Here is a 16,180-nt window from a genome sequence, read left to right as displayed (position 1 = left end):
TGCCGCCAAGGCGGGCTCTGACCTTTACACTTGATTGAGTGCGGGAGCCCGAATGGGCTCCCGTTTTTTATTGCGCGGCGTTTTTACGCGCCCTCAGGCTTCACGTCGAAGACTTCCTTGAAGAAGGCCTGCAAGTCCGCCCAGGACTTCTGGTCGGCGGTCTTGTCGTAGCCCACGTCCAGGCCATGGCCTTTGTGCTTGTCGGCGTCCGGGCTGGTGAAGCTGTGCTTGGCGCCCGGCTGGATGACCAGCTTGTAGTCCGCCTTGGCGTTGTCCATCTCGCTTTTGAAGGCGGCAACGCTTTCCGCCGGTACCAGGGTATCGGCGCCGCCGTGTTCCACCAGAATTTTCGCCTTGATCGCCCCCGGCTGCGCCGGCGTCTGGGTCGCCAGCACGCCGTGGAAGCTCGCCACGCCGGCCAGTGGCAGGCCGGCGCGGGCCATGTCCAGCACCACCTTGCCGCCGAAGCAGTAGCCGATGGCGGCGATCTTGCTCGGGTCGGTCTGCGGCTGCTTCTTCAGTAGCTCAAGGCCCGCCTGGAAGCGCGCCTTGGCGGCGTTGGCGTTCTTCAGTGCCTCGGCCATGAAGGCCTTGGCGTCGTTGGGATGCTCGGTATGCTTGCCGTTGCCGTACATGTCGATGGCCAGCGCGCTGTAGCCCAGCGCGGCGAGGTCGCGGGCGCGGCGCTTGGCGTAGTCGTTCAGGCCCCAGAATTCGTGAACGACGATGACGCCGGGACGGATGCCGGATTTGGCATCGTCGTAGGCGAAGTAGCCGATCATCTTCGTGCCGTCAGTGGATTCGTAGGGTATTTCCTGGGTCTTGATCGCGGCTGAGGCGCTGGCCGCAAAGGCGAACAGCAGCAGGGCGGTGAGCAGTCGCATGGTGTCTCTCCGTGGCGTTGGCCGTGGCGATGGGCGATAGGTGCGGGCCCCAGAGAAGATAGCCGGTGACGCGGAAAACGCCCGTGCAACCTGCATGCAACCGCTCAAGAGCGCGGTTGTTGGTCGCAAGATAGAAGGAGGGGCGAGTGAAAAGTCCGACAGCCTCGTCTACCCTTGCGCCCATGTCCTGACCCGCGAAGCGATAGGCCGATGTTGGACCTGAGCACCTGGAATCTGACCATTCCCCAACGCGGCCCGGCCGCGACCATTTCCACGGCGAAACTCGGCCGTGATTACCAGAGCCCGTATTTCCGCCGTAGCGCCGATGGCGTGGAGTTCTGGGTGCCGGTGAACGGCGCCCATACCAGCGGCAGCGAATATCCCCGTACCGAGCTGCGCGAGACCAAGCCCGACGGCCGCCTGGTGACCTGGCGCTATCCGCTGGCGGAGAACCTGATGGTCGCTACCCTGCGGGTAGAAGCTGTGCCGTCCAGTCGACGCATGGTGATCGGGCAGATCCACAGCAACGGCAGCGGCAGCGCCGAGGCCCTGCCGCTGGTCAAGCTGGTCTACCAGCAGCGCCTGGACAAGGCGCGGGTACAGGCGCTGGTTCGCGATCGGCCCGACGACATCACCACGCGTACCTATACCGTCTATGACGGCATTCCCCTGGGCGATACCTTCACCTACCGGCTAGGCGTGTCCAGCAGCGGAGTGCTGAGCGTGCAGGTCAAGGACGGTCAGGTCAGCCAGCAACTGGACACGAAATGGGCCTACCAGGGCCTGTACTTCAAGGCAGGTCTCTACCTGCAGGACAATCGCGGGCCCGCAAGCGAAGGCGGGCGTGCCACCTTTACCGATCTGAGCATTCGACACCAATGAAGACTTCCTCCTCCGCACGCCGAGTATCGCTGGCCTTTTCCCTGCTGCTGTCGGCGGCACTGGCACAGGCCGCGCCCGGCGACGATTTCGCCAGCTGTCTGAACCGCCTGCAGGGCGCCGCCCAGGCCAAAGGCGTCAGCGCCGCCAGCTTTGCGCAGTTCACTCAGGGCCTACAGCCGGACATGACCGTGCTGCCGCTGCTGGACGCCCAGCCCGAGTTCACCACGCCGATCTGGGACTACCTGGCCGGGCTGGTGGACGACCAGCGTGTTGCCGACGGCAAGGCGCGGATGGCCGAACATGCCGACCTGCTGCGCAAGGTCGCCGCGCGTTACCAGGTCGACCCCGCCACGGTGGTGGCCGTGTGGGGCGTGGAGAGCGATTACGGCCGCATCACCGGCAAGCGCCCGCTGCTGGTGTCGTTGTCGACGTTGTCCTGCTACGGGCGGCGCCAGTCGTTCTTCCAGGGCGAGTTCATCGCCACCCTCAAGCTGCTGCAGCAGGGTGATATCCGCGACAGCGGCATCACCGGCTCCTGGGCCGGCGCCTTCGGCCAGACGCAGTTCATGCCTTCCACCTACGCGCGCATCGCCGAGGACTTCGACGGTGACGGCCACCGCGACCTGGTGGGCAGTACCGCCGACGCCTTGGCGTCCACCGCCAACTACCTGCGCAAGGCCGGCTGGCGGGAGGGGCAGCCGTGGGGCTACGAGGTGAAACTGCCGGCGGGTTTTGATGCCTCGCTGGCCGGGCGCACCAAGCGCCGGGCGCTGTCGGACTGGACCGCTCGTGGCGTGAAGCGAGTCGACGGCAAGCCGATCCCCAGCATCGACTCCAAGGCGGCGATCCTGCTGCCGGCCGGTGCCAACGGGCCGGCTTTCCTGGTGCTGCGCAACTATGACGCGATCTATTCCTACAACGCGGCGGAAAGCTATGCGCTGGCCATCGCCCTGCTGTCTGACCGACTGCGCGGCGAGCAGGGCCTGCGCACGCCCTGGCCGACCGACGATCCGGGCCTGAGCCGGGCGCAGCGCAAGGAGCTGCAGGAGCTGCTGATCCAGCGTGGCCATGACATCGGCCAGGCTGACGGCATGATCGGCGACGTGACGCGCAAGGCGATCCAGCAGGAGCAGAACAAGCTTGGCCTGACGCCGGCGGATGGGCGCGCAGGGCAGAAGATTCTGAAGGCGCTGAAGGGCGGTTGATCGATCCCTTCTGACTCAGGGGAAGCCCCGGCACTGGCCGGGGCTTTTCGTTTGTGGCGGCGATTGGTTCGCGAGCAAGCTCGCTCCTACGAAGAGCAGCTTCGTTCGAGGGTGAGCGTAACGCACCACTGTAGGAGCGAGCTTGCTCGCGAACCCCTTGACTCCGGCGGCGCAGAAAGCCGATCGCGGACGGAGTCCGCTCCTACGCAAGTATCAGGTTTCGTAGGAGCAGCCGTCTTCTTCAGGTAGGTCGGCTCCTGCGCATTCCCCTCACCCCAACCCTCTCTCCTGGGGAAAGGGTTGGGGTGAGGGGGGCTTCGTCCGCGATCGTGGCTCAGGCGATGTTCACTGCCAGCCCTTCACCCCCGTCATGTCCGGCAAGTGGTGGGCGATACCCTTGTGGCAATCGATGCAGGTTGCCTCGCCCGAGGCCAGGGCGGTGGAGTGCATCTGCCTCGCGCGCTGGCTCTGGCGGGTGAAGTCCATGAACTGGAAGTTGTGGCAGTTGCGGCATTCCAGCGAGTCATTGGCCTTCAGCCGCGCCCATTCGTGTTCGGCCAGTTCGCGGCGGTGATCGAGGAATTTCTCCCGCGTGTTGATGGTGCCGAAGATCTTGCCCCAGACCTCTTTGGAGGCTTGCATCTTGCGCGCGATCTTGTCGGTCCACTTGTGTGGCACATGGCAGTCGGGGCATGTGGCGCGCACGCCGGAACGGTTGCTGTAGTGGATGGTGTCCTTGAGTTCGGCAAAGACGTTGTCGCGCATCTCATGGCAGGAGGTGCAGAACTGCTCGCTGTTGGTGGCTTCCAGCGCGGTGTTGAAGCCGCCCCAGAAGATGATTCCGGCGATGAATCCGGCCAGCGTCAGGAAGCCCAGGCTGTAGTGCACGCTGGGCCGGCGCAGGACGACCCAGTAACCCTTGAGCCAGGCGAATAGTGCTTTCATGGCGCCTCCTCAGGGGTTGCCGGTGGATGTGCCGTCGTCGGTGCTGGCGGATTTCCCGGCGGCCGCATCGCGCTGGAGAATCTTGTCGATGTCCTCGAAGGTATTGCCCACCAGCGGCTGCACGTCCTTCTGTGGCACGTGGCACTGCACGCAGAAGTAGCGGCGCGGCGCCACGGCGGCCAGCACCTGGCCGTCGCGGTCCATGTAGTGGGTGATGCTGATCATCGGTGCCTGCACCCGCGCGCTGTTGGCGCGGCTGTGGCACGACAGGCACTTGTTGGAGTTGGTATCGATGCGGTAGCCGGCGATGGTGTGCGGGATGGTTGGCGGCTGTTCGGGGTAGGCGCGTTCGCGGCGGATGTCCTTGTTCTCGTCGTTGGCCAGGGGCGGCGCCGGGCGGTCCTGGGAAATGGTGCCGCCAGGACGGCGGCCGTCCGGGGCGGGCGCGTCCAGTGGGTAGTTGACGTCGGCGGCCAGGGCCGGCAAGCCGATCAGCAGCAGGAGCAGGGCGGGCAGTATCGGTTTCATCGCGCGTTCCTCAGGCCAGGCTGACCAGTTCGATGCGCACCGCGCATTTCTTGTAGTCGGTCTGCTTGGAGATCGGGTCGGTGGCGTCCAGCGTGACCTTGTTGATCAGCTTGTTGGCGTCGAAGAAGGGCACGAACACGAGGCCCTGCGGCGGCTTGTTGCGGCCGCGTGTCTCGATGCGCGCACGAATCTCGCCGCGCCGGCTGATCACCTTCACCTCGCTGCCCCGGCGCACCTTCAGGTCGCGCGCGTCGTCGGGGTGCATGTACACCACGGCATCCGGCACGGCCTTGTAGAGCTCCGGCACGCGCTGGGTCATGGAGCCGGTGTGCCAGTGCTCGAGCACGCGGCCGGTGGAGAGCCAGAAGGGATATTCCTTGTCCGGAGCTTCGGCCGGCGGCTCGTAGGGCAGGGCAAAGATGATCGCCTTCTTGTCCGGGTAGCCGTAGAACTGCACGCCACTGCCGGCGGTGACGTAGGGGTCGTGGCCCTCGCGGTAGCGCCAGAGGGTCTCCTTGCCGTTCACCACCGGCCAGCGCAGCCCGCGGGCTTCGTGATACGCGTCGAAGGGCGCGAGGTCATGGCCGTGACCGCGGCCAAAGCTGGCGTACTCCTCGAACAGGCCCTTCTGGATGTAGAAGCCGAAGGCCTTGGCCTCGTCGTTCTCGAAGCCCTTGGCGATCTCGTCGTTCTCGTATGCGTCGACCTGACCGTTCTTGTACAGCACCTCGTAAAGCGTCTTTCCCTTGAGTTGCGGCGCCTTGGCCAGCAATTCGGCGGGCCAGACCTCGTCGGTCGTAAAGCGCTTGGAGAATTCCACCAGTTGCCAGAGGTCGGATTTCGCCTCGCCCGGCGCCTTCACCAACTGGTGCCAGAACTGCGTGCGGCGCTCGGCGTTGCCGAAGGCGCCTTCCTTTTCCACCCACATGGCGCTGGGCAGAATCAGGTCCGCGGCCTGCGCCGAAACGGTCGGGTAGACGTCGGAGACGATCACGAAGTTCTCCGGGTTGCGCCAGCCCGGCAGCACTTCCTGCATGATGTTCGGCCCGGCATGCATGTTGTTGCAGACCTGGGTCCAGTAGACGTTGAGCACGCCGTCCTTGAGCATCCGGCTTTGCTGCACGGCGTGGAAACCGATCTTTTCCTGGATGGTACCGGCGGGTACTTTCCAGATTTTCTCGGCGGTCTCGCGGTGTTTCGGGTTGGTCACCACCAGGTCTGCCGGCAGGCGGTGGGCGAAAGTGCCGACTTCGCGCGCGGTGCCGCAGGCCGAGGGTTGGCCGGTGAGCGAGAAGGGGCTGTTGCCCGGCTCGCTGATCTTCCCGGTGAGCAGGTGGATGTTGTAGATCAGGTTGTTCGCCCAGACCCCGCGGGTGTGCTGGTTGAAGCCCATGGTCCAGAACGACACCACCTTGCGCTTCGGATCGGCGTACAGCTCGGCCAGGGCCTTCAGGCGCTCGGCCGGGACGCCGCTTTCCTTGGCCGTGCGCTCCAGCGTATAGGGTTTGACGAAGGCGGCGAACTGCTCGAAGTCGATGTCGGTCCAGGTATTGGCCTTGTCCGCGTTCTTCGCCTGCTTCTCCAGCGGATTGTCCGGCCGCAGGCCGTAGCCGATGTCCTCGGCGCCGTGGGCGAAGCGGGTGTGCTTGTCGACGAAGTCGCGGTTCACCGCGCCGCTTTCGATGATGTGGTTGGCGATGTAGTTGAGGATGTAGAGGTCGGTCTGCGGCTTGAACACCATCGGTATGTCCGCCAGGTCGAAGCTGCGGTGCTCGAAGGTGGACAGCACGGCGACCTTGACCTGCCCTGCGCTCAGTCGGCGGTCGGTGACCCGCGACCAGAGCACCGGGTGCATCTCGGCCATGTTCGAACCCCAGAGCACGAAGGTATCCGTGGCCTCGATGTCGTCATAGCAGCCCATGGGCTCGTCCATGCCGAAGCTGCGCATGAAGCCCATCACCGCCGAGGCCATGCAGTGCCGCGCGTTGGGGTCGATGTTGTTGCTGCGCAGGCCGGCCTTGAACAGCTTGTTGGCGGCGTAGCCTTCCCAGACCGTCCATTGCCCGGAGCCGAACATGCCCACGGAGGTCGGGCCCTTGGCCTTGAGCGCGGCCTTGAACTTCTCGGCCATGATGTCGAAGGCGGCGTCCCAGCTGATGGGCTGGAACTCGCCCTGCTTGTCGAACTTGCCGTCCTTCATGCGCAGCAGCGGTCGGGTCAGGCGGTCACTGCCGTACATGATCTTGGACAGGAAGTAGCCCTTCACGCAGTTGATCCCGCGGTTGACCTCGGCCTTGATGTCGCCGTGGGTGGCGACCACCTTGTTGTCGCGGGTGGCGACCATCACGCTGCAACCGGTGCCGCAAAAACGGCAGGGCGCCTTGTTCCAGTCCAGGCGGGTCATGTCCGCCTCGGTGACCAGGTTGCTGGCGGAGCTCAGGATCGGCAGTCCGGCGGCGGCCGCGGCGATAGCGGCGGCATTGGCCTTGGCGAACTGGCGGCGAGTCAGGTTCATCGGGCACCTCCGGCCTGGGCGAGCGCGGGTTCGGGGTCAATCTGCGGGTATTCCGGCGATTCGACGATCTCGTGGTAGATCAGCACGGCATTGAGGACGCCGGGCAGGTTCTGGATGGCATTGAGGTTGTCGAGAATGCTCGCCTCATGCTCGGCTTCGAGCACCACGACCAGCTTGCCCTGGGTGCTCTGTTGATGGACTTCCAGGTTCGGCAGGCGCAGCAGGTTGGCCTTCACCGCCTCAAGCAGCTCGGGGCGCGTATGCACGATCAGGCTGGCGATCTGGATGCTCTCTGGCATCTGGGTCTCAGGCATGGTGGGCCTCACGGTTCAGGTGGATGGCGTTGCCGGGGCAGGGCGAAACACAGGCGCCGCAGCCGGTGCACAGGTTCGGATCGAGAGTGGGCAGGGACGGGCCGCCCAGCTGTGGGCGGAAGCGGATCGCGCGTGGTTCACAGGTGTCGTCGCAGCTGCGGCAATGGATGCCGGCGCGGGCCAGGCAGTGGTCATCGATCTGCGCGCGCCAGGCAAAGGCCTCGCGGCTCAGGTCGAACACCTCGGCTTCACAGACGCCTGCGCAGTCGCCGCACAGGCTGCAACCGTTGTCGGAGAAGTCCAGCTGCGGATAGCCGCCATCGCCGATACGCAACACGTGCTCCGGGCAAGCGTCGATGCAGGCATTGCAGCGCGTGCAGCCTTCGAGGAATTCGCTGGCGGTGGCAGTCCATGGCGGGCGACGTACTTCAGGCGCACCGCCCAGGCGCCGCAGCAGGGCGCGTCGGGCGAGCATCACGACCCCCTAGGACGGGGGGCCGGGCGGCCCCACCACCAGTTGGTACATCCACACGATAAAGCCGTAGCCACCGACGATGGCCACGGAGAGCAGAGGGAACAGGCAGATCACGAGGAACAGGAACAGCCGGGTTTCCTTGCCTTTATCCGTGCCGGGTCCGGTCTCTTCAGTCATTTGGTCAGCCTCCCGCCAACGACTGGAATCAGCCTAGTCCCTGCTCCGAGTGTGGGCAAAATCCCGCATACGGTATTCTTTTTTCATACAGCGCTTTCGTTCAGCGATGGTTCAGCGCTCTGACAGGTTCCGTTCAGAGCCCGCCTCGTAACCTTTTCCCCGTCAACACATTACTGACCTCTGACGGGAGAATCCCAATGAAAGCCATGAAGAAAATCGCCCTCGCCAGCGCCATCCTCGGTGCCAGCGTCGCCGCTACCGCCGCCAATGCCGCCGACACCTTCGTCGGTATGACCTGGGGCGAAACCAGCAACAACATCCAGAAATCCGATGCGCTGAACCGCAACCTGGGCAACCCGAAATTCGACAGCGTGATCAACAACAGCGGCACCTGGGGCGTGCGCGCCGGCCAGCAGATGGATCAGGGCCGCTACTACATCACCTATGAAAATGTCTCCGACACCGAGAACGGCCTGAAACTGCGCCAGCAGAACCTGCTCGGTAGCTACGACGCCTTCCTGCCGTTGGGCGACCAGGGCACCAAGCTGTTCGGCGGCGGCACCGCCGGGTTGGTCAAGCTGGAGCAGGACTCCAAGGGCTACAGCCGCGACAGCGATGTGGGTTACGCCCTTGGCGCCCAAGCCGGTATCCTCCAGGAACTCGGCAAGAACGCATCCGTGGAAGGCGGCTACCGTTACCTGCGTACCAACGCGAGTACCGAGATGAGCCCGCACGGTGGCAGCAAGGTGGGATCCCTTGACCTGCACAGCAGCTCCCAGTTCTACCTGGGCGCCAACTACAAGTTCTGACCGGTACCGCAACCGGGCCCCGCGTGGCCCGGTTGCCTGACTCAGGGAGCACGCGCATGAAACTGCTGGTGGTGGAAGACGAGGCGCTGTTGCGCCATCACCTGTATACCCGGCTCGGCGAGCAAGGCCATGTGGTCGATGCCGTCGCCAACGCCGAAGAGGCGCTGTACCGCGCCAGCGAATACCATCACGACCTGGCGATGATCGACCTTGGCCTGCCCGGCATGAGCGGCCTGGACCTGATCCGCGAATTCCGCAGCCAGGGCAAGACCTTCCCCATTCTCATCCTCACCGCTCGTGGCAACTGGCAGGACAAGGTCGAAGGCCTCGCCGCCGGTGCCGACGACTACGTGGTCAAACCCTTCCAGTTCGAAGAGCTGGAAGCGCGCCTGAACGCCCTGCTGCGCCGTTCCAGCGGCTTCGCCCAGTCGAGCATCGAGGCCGGCCCGCTGGTGCTGGACATCAACCGCAAGCAGGCGCTGGTCAACGGCGAATCACTGCAACTGACAGCCTTCGAGTACCGCATCCTCGAATACCTCATGCGGCATCACCAGCAGGTGGTGGCCAAGGAGCGCCTGATCGAGCAGCTTTATCCGGACGATGACGAGCGCGACCCGAACGTCATCGAGGTGCTGGTCGGCCGCCTGCGCCGCAAGCTGGAGACCGCTGCGGGCTTCAAACCCATCGATACCGTGCGTGGCCAGGGCTACATCTTCAACGAGCTGTGTAAATGATCCGCTCGCTGCGTCTGCGGCTGATGATCGGGGCGGCGATTCTCGCCGTGCTGTTCATGGCAGCGCTGCTGCCGGCGCTCCAGCGTGCGTTCAGCATCGCCCTGGAGAACGCCATCCAGCAGCGCCTGGCGGCGGACGTGGCAACCCTGGTGTCCTCGGCACGCATCGAAGGCAATGTCCTGAGCATGCCCGACCACCTGCCCGTGGAGGATTTCAACCTCCCCGAATCGAAGTTGCTCGGCTTCATCTATGACCAGTCCGGCAAGCTGGTGTGGCGCTCCACGTCGGCCCAGGACGAAAGCGTCGATTACTCGCCCAAGTACGACGGCATGATCGACGAGTTCACCCGCATACGCGATGCCACCGGCCAGGAGTTCTTCGTCTACGACGTGGAGATCGACCTGCTCGGCGGCAAGCGCGCGGCCTACAGCATCGTCACCATGCAGCCGGAAAGCGAGTTCCGCGAACTGGTCAGTGGCTTCCGTGACCAACTCTACCTGTGGCTCGGCGGAGCGCTGTTGTTGCTGTTGGGGCTGCTCTGGCTCGGCCTGGGCTGGGGCTTCCGCTCCATGCGCGGGCTGCGCTCGGAACTGGACCAGATCGAGACCGGTGACCGCGAGCGGCTGAGCGACGATCACCCCGCCGAGATGCTGCGCCTGACCGACTCGGTGAACCGCCTGCTGGACAGCGAGCGCGCCCAGCGCGAGCGCTACCGCAACTCCCTGGGCGACTTGGCCCACAGCCTGAAGACGCCGCTGGCGGTGTTGCAGGGCGTCAGCGAAACCCTCGCCGACGAGCCGAAGAACCGCGACCAGGTGCAGGTGCTGCAGACCCAGATCGAGCGCATGAGCCAACAGATCGGCTATCAGTTGCAGCGGGCGTCGATGCGCAAGAGCGGCCTGATCCGTCACCGCGCGGCCCTCGACCCGCTGCTGGATACCATCGCCGGCGCGCTGGACAAGGTCTACCACGACAAGCGCGTGAAGCTGGAACGCGACATCCCGCCAGGCTTGGCCCTGCCGCTGGAAAAAGGCGCTCTGCTGGAAATGCTCGGCAACCTGCTGGAGAACGCCTACCGCCTATGCCTGACCACGGTGAAGGTCAGTGCGCGCAAGAACGGCCGGATGTTCGAGCTGATCATCGAGGACGACGGTCCCGGCGTTCCCGCCAGCCAGCGCGAGCGCATCCTCAAGCGCGGCGAGCGCCTGGACACCCAGCACCCCGGCCAGGGTATCGGCACGGCGGTGGTCAAGGACATCATCGACAGCTACGACGGCGAGCTGGCGCTGGAGGATTCCGCGCTGGGCGGGGCGTGTTTCCGGATTCGCCTGCCGGGCTGATCGCGAGTCGTCGGGGATCAAGTTCGCGAGCAAGCTCGCTCCTGCAAAAGGCGAATCGGGCACGGGTTGATCCCTGTAGGAGCGAGCTTGCTCGCGAACACTCACCGCACCGCAGCCCGATGCAAGGAGCTCGCCATGCCCGTCGCATGCGCTCATGACGCGTTCCTTCAGACGGAGGCTGTGCCTTCGTCTCACTCCCCCTGCTGCGCCCGATACGCTCCGGGCGTCAGTCCTGTCCACTTCTTGAAGGCTCTATGGAAGGCCGAAGGCTCGGAGAAGCCGAGCTGGTCGGCGATGTCCTGAATCGAGAGTTCTTCGCGGCCCAGGTAGTAGATCGCCAGGTCGCGGCGCAGCTGGTCCTTCAGCTCCTGGAAGTTCGGCCCTTCTTCCCGCAGATGGCGACGCAGGGTCTGCGGGCTCATGTGCAATTGCGCGGCAACCTGTTCCAGGTCCGGCCAGCTACGGCAGTCGCGGCCGAGCAGGCGGCGAATCTGGCTGGTCAGGCTGTCGCCGCCATCGGGGCGGGCGAGCAGGTCGGCGGGTGAGTTCTTGAGGAAGTGCTTGAGCGTGCGCTCGTCCTGCAGCAGCGGCATGTCCAGGTAGCGTGCCTGCAACAACAGGCTGGTGCTGCCGGCGGCGAAGCGGCGAGGGCAGGGGAACAGCAGGTCGTACTCGGCCTGGTGCTCGGGCGCCGGGTAGCTGAAGGTGGCTTCCTCCAGGCGGATGCGCTGGCCGATCAGCCAACTGGCCAGGCGGTGCCAGATCAGCAGCAGGCTCTCGGTGAGGAAGTGGTCCGGGTCGCGCAAGTGGGTCTCGTCCAGGGTCAGCCGGGCGCGGTCGCCGTCGCGCACCAGTTCGATCCGCGGCGCCTCGGGAAACAGGCCGTAGAACAGCGAGCCCCGGCCCAGGGCCTTCTCCAGCGTGCGGCAGTGGATGATCGCGTTGCACATCATGGCGAAGGTGCCGCGCTTGCTCGGCAGGCTGCCGAAGCCCATGTACTCGTCGTCCAGCGCTTCCCAGAGCGTCTGCATCAGGCGGCTGAACTGCTCGGGGTCGATCCGCGCACGGGGCTCTTCGAGGATGGCTGGGGCGATGCCGGCGTCGCGCAGCAGCGCCTGGATGTTCAGCCCTTTGCGTTGCGCTCCGTGGATGGCGGCGCGGACGAAGTGGCTGGCAATAGTGCGTTCTCGCATGTGCGGTCCTTGTTGTTATGGCCGGGCGTCCAGGAGCCGCGCGGTAAACCCGATCGAACCTGATCGGAGTTCTACAATCTACGGTACGAAGGCCGTGGCGGGTACCCGCCAGAGGGCGGGAAACCCGCCAGGGTAAAGGCGGGTTTCCGCCATTTTTCGAACCTTCGGTGCCGCGACTTTTTACGGAAGTAGCTGAATTTAAAGGGATTACAGTTTTTTTAAAGGTCTGGCACAGCACTTGCCATATGCGATCAAGGCCTGCCGTCTGGCATGCCCTGAAAACAAATTCTCCCATTGCAGGGAGATAACGCGTTCGGTCTTGTGTTCCCCCGTCGGAGCACTCGCCCGTGAGGACAGAGCTGCCATGACCAAGCAACCCTTCTATAAAAGCCTGTACGTGCAGGTACTGATCGCCATCGCCATCGGTATCGCACTCGGCCACTTCTACCCCGACACCGCCAAACTGATGAAGCCGCTGGGCGATGGCTTCGTCAAACTGATCAAGATGGCCATCGCGCCGATCATCTTCTGCACCGTGGTCACTGGCATCGCCGGCATGCAGAGCATGAAGGCCGTGGGCAAGACGGGCGGCATGGCGCTGCTGTACTTCGAAATCGTTTCCACCGTTGCGCTGATCATCGGCCTGGTCGTGGTCAACGTCGTCCAGCCGGGCGCCGGCATGCACGCCGACGTCGCCACGCTGACCGCTGAAATGAACAAGAACGCGGCGCTCACCGGCTTCATCGCTTCGGGCGAGAAGCAGAGCACCATCGACTTCTTCATGAACGTCATCCCGAGCACCGTGGTAGGCGCCTTCGCCAACGGTGACATCCTGCAGGTGCTGTTCTTCTCCGTGCTGTTCGGCTACGCGCTGCACCGCCTGGGTGACTACGGCAAGCCGGTGTTCGAGTTCATCGATCGCATTACCCACGTGATGTTCAACATCATCAACGTGATCATGAAGGTCGCTCCCATCGGCGCCTTCGGCGCCATGGCCTTCACCATCGGCGCGTACGGTCTCGGCTCGCTGGTGCAGCTGGGCCAACTGATGCTGTGCTTCTACATCACCTGCCTGCTGTTCGTGCTGATCGTGCTGGGTGGTATCGCCCGCGCCCACGGCTTCAGCATCCTGCGCTTCATCTCCTACATCCGCGAAGAACTGCTGATCGTGCTGGGCACCTCGTCCTCCGAATCGGCCCTGCCGCGCATGATCGCCAAGATGGAGAAGCTGGGCGCCGACAAGAGCGTGGTCGGCCTGGTGATCCCGACCGGCTACTCGTTCAACCTGGACGGCACCTCGATCTACCTGACCATGGCCGCTGTGTTCATCGCTCAGGCCACCGACACTCCGATGGACATCACCCACCAGCTGACCCTGCTGGTGGTGCTGCTGATCGCCTCCAAGGGCGCTGCTGGCGTCACCGGTTCGGGCTTCATCGTGCTGGCTGCCACCCTGTCCGCCGTGGGCCACCTGCCGGTTGCCGGCCTGGCGCTGATCCTGGGTATCGACCGCTTCATGTCCGAGGCCCGCGCCCTGACCAACCTGGTTGGCAACGGCGTGGCCACCATCGTGGTCGCCAAGTGGTGCAAGCAGCTGGACGAGAAGACCCTGTCCGCCGAGCTGGCCGCTGGCCCGGGCAACTCTGCTGAGCTGCAGCCTTCCTGACGCGCTTTTCAACGAGCAATTCGGCCCGGTGAACGTGAAGCACCGGAGCCTTTCCAGCCCGCTCAATTGAGCGGGCTTTTTTATGGGCGGGTGCTTGGCATCGTCGCGTGTTTTTGTAGGAGCGAGCTTGCTCGCGAACGGTTTCCCGACGGCTCTGGAGCTGGGTGGGTTCGCGAGCAAGCTCGCTCCTACAGCTGTACCTTGGCCGCGCGCAGAGGATGCTGGGGTTTGCAGAGGAGTCGTCGGCGCGCGTAGGAGCGGACTCTGTCCGCGATTGGCCGGGTGTCAGCGAGGAGGGTGTGCATCAACGAGAAAAGCGCACGCAGCGGCGAGCGCTGACGAAGCGGAAACGGCTCAGAGGATGATCTTGTCCTTGAGCTTCTCCGCCGCCTGCTGCAGCGCCTGGATGACCCGTTCCTTGTCGTAGTTCTGCACGTTGTTGGTGTCCAGGTACATGGAGAAGCCCGGTACCTCGTGCTCGACGAAACTGGGGTTGGAGCCCAGGTCGCGGCGGAAGTCGACCACCTGGTAGATCTGTACCGGCTTGCTGAAGCCCTTCACGGCGATCTGCCCCTTGTCGCGGCACATCAAAACGTCCTTCACCAGCGAGTAGGTCTCGTGGCTGATGAGGATCTCGCCGGCCTCGGCGGCGCTTTCCAGGCGGCTGGCGAGGTTCACTTCGCGGCCGATGATGGTGTAGTCCATGCGCGTGTCGGCGCCGAAGTTGCCCACGGTGCAGTAGCCGGTGTTCAGGCCCATGCGCACTTCCAGCGGCTTGGTGATGCCCTGGGCGCGCCACTGCTGGCGCATGACCTTCATGTGCTTGCGCATGGCGACCGCCATGGACACGGCGGCTACGGCGTCCTTCTTGGCGCCCTGGGTGGCCGGGTCGCCGAAGAACACCATCACGCAGTCGCCGACGAACTTGTCGATGGTGCCGCCGTACTTCAGGGCGATCTTCGACATCTCGTTGAGGTAGTTGTTGAGCATGTCGGTGAGGGCTTCGGCTTCCAGCTCCTCGGACAGCTCGGTGAAGCCCTTGATGTCGGAGAAGAACACCGTGAGCTTCTTGCGCTGGGTTTCCAGGCGCACTGTGCGCTTGCCGCTGAAGATCGATTCCCACACCTGCGGCGACAGGTACTTGGCCAGGTTGCTGGCCAGGCGCGCGGCCTTTTCCTGCTCCAGGGTGATGTCCGAGCGGGCCTGGGCCAGGCGCAGGCCCTGCTGGTGCACGAAGAAGGCGGTGATGCAGATGTACAGGGTGGAGAACAGCACGCTGACCAGGGCGACGATGCTCGGCGTCTGGCCCTTGTAGGCCGGGGCGATCAGCGCGGCGCTGAGTACCGCGGCGCTCAGCGCCACCAGCAGCGCCAGGCCCAGGGAGCGCAGGCCGCCGATGATCAGTGCGGAGAACGCGAGGATCAGCACCAGCATCAGGCTGGGCACTTCGGAGAAGCCCAGCAGCGTGGTGGCGATGCCGGCGTGCAGGGCGTCGATGAACAGCAGCACCAGGCGGGTGCGTTGCGGGTTGTCGCGCTTGAAGCGGCGGCTGATCTGCTGGGCCAGGTGCGGGTAGAGCAGGGCGTACGGAATCATCCAGAGGATGTCGTAGCCGAAGTACTTGGCGAAGGTGCCGGCAGTGATGGTCGCGGCGACGGCAATATAAGCCAGCACGCGGGAATGGTATTCGCGCAGAGGGGCGGGGGTGAGCGGACTGCTGGGGCGCTCGAGAACGTTAGGCTTCATGCGCAAGAAACTTCCCTGGTGCGCGTAGGCTCGTGGCCATTTGCGCGTCTGATTTTGGGAGGAATCTTATTCCATGCGCAGCCCCCGGGCCAGCGGCGGTTCGCCACTCTTCGTCGCGGACCGCCGGTCGCCTCGGGACCGTCAGGCCATGGTGCCGTCGGGCTTCTGGTAGATCGAGCGGCGGGGCTGGGCGAAGACCCGGCGCAGCATGGGTTCGAAGAACTCCAGGGGCAGCACTTCACCGTCCGGATCGAAGGCGGCGGCGTCGTAGCGTGCGCAGAATTCGATGGTCTGCTCGAACTGCGGGTGGTCCTTGAACTGCTCGCGCAGGTGCCGGTCCAGGCCCAGGTGATGGAAGAAGTAGTAGCCCTGGAAGATCGCGTGCTTCTCGATCATCCACAGGTTCTCCTCGCTGACGAACGGCTTGAGGATGGCCGCGGCGATGTCGGCGTGGTTGAACGAGCCAAGGGTGTCGCCGATGTCGTGGAGCAGGGCGCAGACCACATATTCCTCGTCACGGCCGTCGCGGTGAGCCAGGGTGGCGGTCTGCAGCGAGTGGGTCAGGCGGTCCACCGGGAAGCCGCCGAAGTCGCCGTCGAGCAGGCGCAGGTGGGTCATGATCCGGTCGGGCAGAAGCGCGGCGTACTGGCCGAAGTCCTTGGCGATGATCGCCCAGTCCTCGGCGCTGCCGTCTTCCATGTGGGTGAAGTTGGCGCGTGCGTTCATCGGGCTGTCCTCTTGTGATTGTTGGAGGGGGACTGCACCAG

16 protein-coding genes are annotated in these 16,180 nt (G+C 64.6%); 6 read left to right on the top strand and 10 right to left on the bottom strand.

Annotated elements, in window-relative coordinates; all coding sequences use genetic code 11:
- Positions 1-83 precede the first annotated feature (83 nt).
- Entirely contained in the window at positions 84-884 is an 801-nt protein-coding gene (locus AC2T4A_RS25235; RefSeq protein ID WP_486742064.1) for a dienelactone hydrolase family protein, read from the bottom strand.
- A gap of 210 nt (positions 885-1,094) precedes the next feature.
- Here AC2T4A_RS25235 and AC2T4A_RS25230 point away from each other — a divergent pair, with 210 nt between their 5' ends.
- Both AC2T4A_RS25230 and AC2T4A_RS25225 read left to right on the top strand, forming a co-directional pair.
- Positions 1,095-1,766 carry a polysaccharide lyase family 7 protein gene (locus AC2T4A_RS25230; RefSeq protein WP_478379463.1) on the top strand — a complete coding sequence of 224 codons (672 nt, stop codon included), beginning with the start codon at positions 1,095-1,097 and terminating at the stop codon, positions 1,764-1,766.
- A complete protein-coding gene (locus tag AC2T4A_RS25225; protein WP_486742063.1) occupies positions 1,763-2,971 on the top strand; it encodes a lytic murein transglycosylase in 1,209 nt (402 codons plus the stop codon). The genes AC2T4A_RS25230 and AC2T4A_RS25225 overlap by 4 nt, the downstream gene beginning before the upstream one ends.
- A gap of 345 nt (positions 2,972-3,316) precedes the next feature.
- Here AC2T4A_RS25225 and AC2T4A_RS25220 read toward each other — a convergent pair whose 3' ends face one another.
- The 6 genes from AC2T4A_RS25220 to napE are packed head-to-tail and all read right to left on the bottom strand — an operon-like array spanning position 3,317 to position 7,925.
- Positions 3,317-3,916, bottom strand: coding sequence for a cytochrome c3 family protein (locus tag AC2T4A_RS25220; RefSeq protein ID WP_416749978.1), 600 nt, complete (start codon positions 3,914-3,916; stop codon positions 3,317-3,319).
- Positions 3,917-3,925: 9 nt separating this feature from the next.
- Positions 3,926-4,444 carry a nitrate reductase cytochrome c-type subunit gene (locus tag AC2T4A_RS25215; protein ID WP_478379465.1) on the bottom strand — a complete coding sequence of 173 codons (519 nt, stop codon included), beginning with the start codon at positions 4,442-4,444 and terminating at the stop codon, positions 3,926-3,928.
- Between the two features lie 10 nt (positions 4,445-4,454).
- The gene (gene napA / locus AC2T4A_RS25210; RefSeq protein WP_478379466.1) at positions 4,455-6,959 is read right to left on the bottom strand and encodes a nitrate reductase catalytic subunit NapA; all 2,505 of its coding nucleotides are present in this window, start codon (positions 6,957-6,959) and stop codon (positions 4,455-4,457) included.
- Positions 6,956-7,258, bottom strand: coding sequence for a chaperone NapD (locus AC2T4A_RS25205; RefSeq protein WP_478379493.1), 303 nt, complete (start codon positions 7,256-7,258; stop codon positions 6,956-6,958). Before AC2T4A_RS25205 ends, napA begins: the two co-directional genes overlap by 4 nt.
- A gap of 7 nt (positions 7,259-7,265) precedes the next feature.
- The gene (napF, locus tag AC2T4A_RS25200) at positions 7,266-7,748 is read right to left on the bottom strand and encodes a ferredoxin-type protein NapF (protein ID WP_486742062.1); all 483 of its coding nucleotides are present in this window, start codon (positions 7,746-7,748) and stop codon (positions 7,266-7,268) included.
- A gap of 9 nt (positions 7,749-7,757) precedes the next feature.
- Positions 7,758-7,925 (bottom strand): periplasmic nitrate reductase, NapE protein, encoded by a 168-nt coding sequence (napE, locus tag AC2T4A_RS25195; protein WP_169940580.1) that lies wholly within the window; start codon positions 7,923-7,925, stop codon positions 7,758-7,760.
- A 197-nt stretch (positions 7,926-8,122) separates the two neighbouring features.
- Between napE and AC2T4A_RS25190 the strand changes: the two genes are divergently transcribed.
- From AC2T4A_RS25190 to AC2T4A_RS25180, 3 genes are read left to right on the top strand one after another with little or no spacing between them, the layout of a single operon-like run.
- A complete protein-coding gene (locus AC2T4A_RS25190) occupies positions 8,123-8,734 on the top strand; it encodes a hypothetical protein (protein WP_486742061.1) in 612 nt (203 codons plus the stop codon).
- A gap of 56 nt (positions 8,735-8,790) precedes the next feature.
- The gene (locus tag AC2T4A_RS25185) at positions 8,791-9,468 is read left to right on the top strand and encodes a response regulator (protein ID WP_416749968.1); all 678 of its coding nucleotides are present in this window, start codon (positions 8,791-8,793) and stop codon (positions 9,466-9,468) included.
- On the top strand, positions 9,465-10,808 hold the full coding sequence (locus tag AC2T4A_RS25180) for an ATP-binding protein (protein WP_416749966.1): 1,344 nt from the start codon (positions 9,465-9,467) through the stop codon (positions 10,806-10,808). The genes AC2T4A_RS25185 and AC2T4A_RS25180 overlap by 4 nt, the downstream gene beginning before the upstream one ends.
- A gap of 191 nt (positions 10,809-10,999) precedes the next feature.
- Here the strand turns inward: AC2T4A_RS25180 and AC2T4A_RS25175 are convergent, their stop codons facing one another.
- Positions 11,000-12,001, bottom strand: coding sequence for an AraC family transcriptional regulator (locus AC2T4A_RS25175; protein WP_478379469.1), 1,002 nt, complete (start codon positions 11,999-12,001; stop codon positions 11,000-11,002).
- Between the two features lie 364 nt (positions 12,002-12,365).
- On the opposite strand from AC2T4A_RS25175, the gene AC2T4A_RS25170 reads away from it, so the two are divergent.
- The gene (locus AC2T4A_RS25170) at positions 12,366-13,667 is read left to right on the top strand and encodes a dicarboxylate/amino acid:cation symporter (protein ID WP_138526068.1); all 1,302 of its coding nucleotides are present in this window, start codon (positions 12,366-12,368) and stop codon (positions 13,665-13,667) included.
- Positions 13,668-14,021: 354 nt separating this feature from the next.
- On the opposite strand, the gene AC2T4A_RS25165 is transcribed toward AC2T4A_RS25170, so the two are convergent.
- A complete protein-coding gene (locus AC2T4A_RS25165) occupies positions 14,022-15,413 on the bottom strand; it encodes an adenylate/guanylate cyclase domain-containing protein (protein ID WP_478379470.1) in 1,392 nt (463 codons plus the stop codon).
- Between the two features lie 141 nt (positions 15,414-15,554).
- Complete coding sequence (locus tag AC2T4A_RS25160) at positions 15,555-16,139, bottom strand: HD domain-containing protein (RefSeq protein WP_236201195.1); 585 nt, start codon at positions 16,137-16,139, stop codon at positions 15,555-15,557.
- Positions 16,140-16,180: the final 41 nt, after the last annotated feature.

Source organism: Pseudomonas sp. PVC-3-1, assembly GCF_057444315.1.
This window is presented reverse-complemented; position numbering and strand designations above follow the sequence as displayed.

Coding starts and splice junctions, on each gene's coding strand:
- AC2T4A_RS25235 (WP_486742064.1), bottom strand. CDS start 884: ATGCGACTGCTCACCGCCCTGCTGCTGTTCGCCTTTGCGGCCAGCGCC.
- AC2T4A_RS25230 (WP_478379463.1), top strand. CDS start 1,095: ATGTTGGACCTGAGCACCTGGAATCTGACCATTCCCCAACGCGGCCCG.
- AC2T4A_RS25225 (WP_486742063.1), top strand. CDS start 1,763: ATGAAGACTTCCTCCTCCGCACGCCGAGTATCGCTGGCCTTTTCCCTG.
- AC2T4A_RS25220 (WP_416749978.1), bottom strand. CDS start 3,916: ATGAAAGCACTATTCGCCTGGCTCAAGGGTTACTGGGTCGTCCTGCGC.
- AC2T4A_RS25215 (WP_478379465.1), bottom strand. CDS start 4,444: ATGAAACCGATACTGCCCGCCCTGCTCCTGCTGCTGATCGGCTTGCCG.
- napA (WP_478379466.1), bottom strand. CDS start 6,959: ATGAACCTGACTCGCCGCCAGTTCGCCAAGGCCAATGCCGCCGCTATC.
- AC2T4A_RS25205 (WP_478379493.1), bottom strand. CDS start 7,258: ATGCCAGAGAGCATCCAGATCGCCAGCCTGATCGTGCATACGCGCCCC.
- napF (WP_486742062.1), bottom strand. CDS start 7,748: ATGCTCGCCCGACGCGCCCTGCTGCGGCGCCTGGGCGGTGCGCCTGAA.
- napE (WP_169940580.1), bottom strand. CDS start 7,925: ATGACTGAAGAGACCGGACCCGGCACGGATAAAGGCAAGGAAACCCGG.
- AC2T4A_RS25190 (WP_486742061.1), top strand. CDS start 8,123: ATGAAAGCCATGAAGAAAATCGCCCTCGCCAGCGCCATCCTCGGTGCC.
- AC2T4A_RS25185 (WP_416749968.1), top strand. CDS start 8,791: ATGAAACTGCTGGTGGTGGAAGACGAGGCGCTGTTGCGCCATCACCTG.
- AC2T4A_RS25180 (WP_416749966.1), top strand. CDS start 9,465: ATGATCCGCTCGCTGCGTCTGCGGCTGATGATCGGGGCGGCGATTCTC.
- AC2T4A_RS25175 (WP_478379469.1), bottom strand. CDS start 12,001: ATGCGAGAACGCACTATTGCCAGCCACTTCGTCCGCGCCGCCATCCAC.
- AC2T4A_RS25170 (WP_138526068.1), top strand. CDS start 12,366: ATGACCAAGCAACCCTTCTATAAAAGCCTGTACGTGCAGGTACTGATC.
- AC2T4A_RS25165 (WP_478379470.1), bottom strand. CDS start 15,413: ATGAAGCCTAACGTTCTCGAGCGCCCCAGCAGTCCGCTCACCCCCGCC.
- AC2T4A_RS25160 (WP_236201195.1), bottom strand. CDS start 16,139: ATGAACGCACGCGCCAACTTCACCCACATGGAAGACGGCAGCGCCGAG.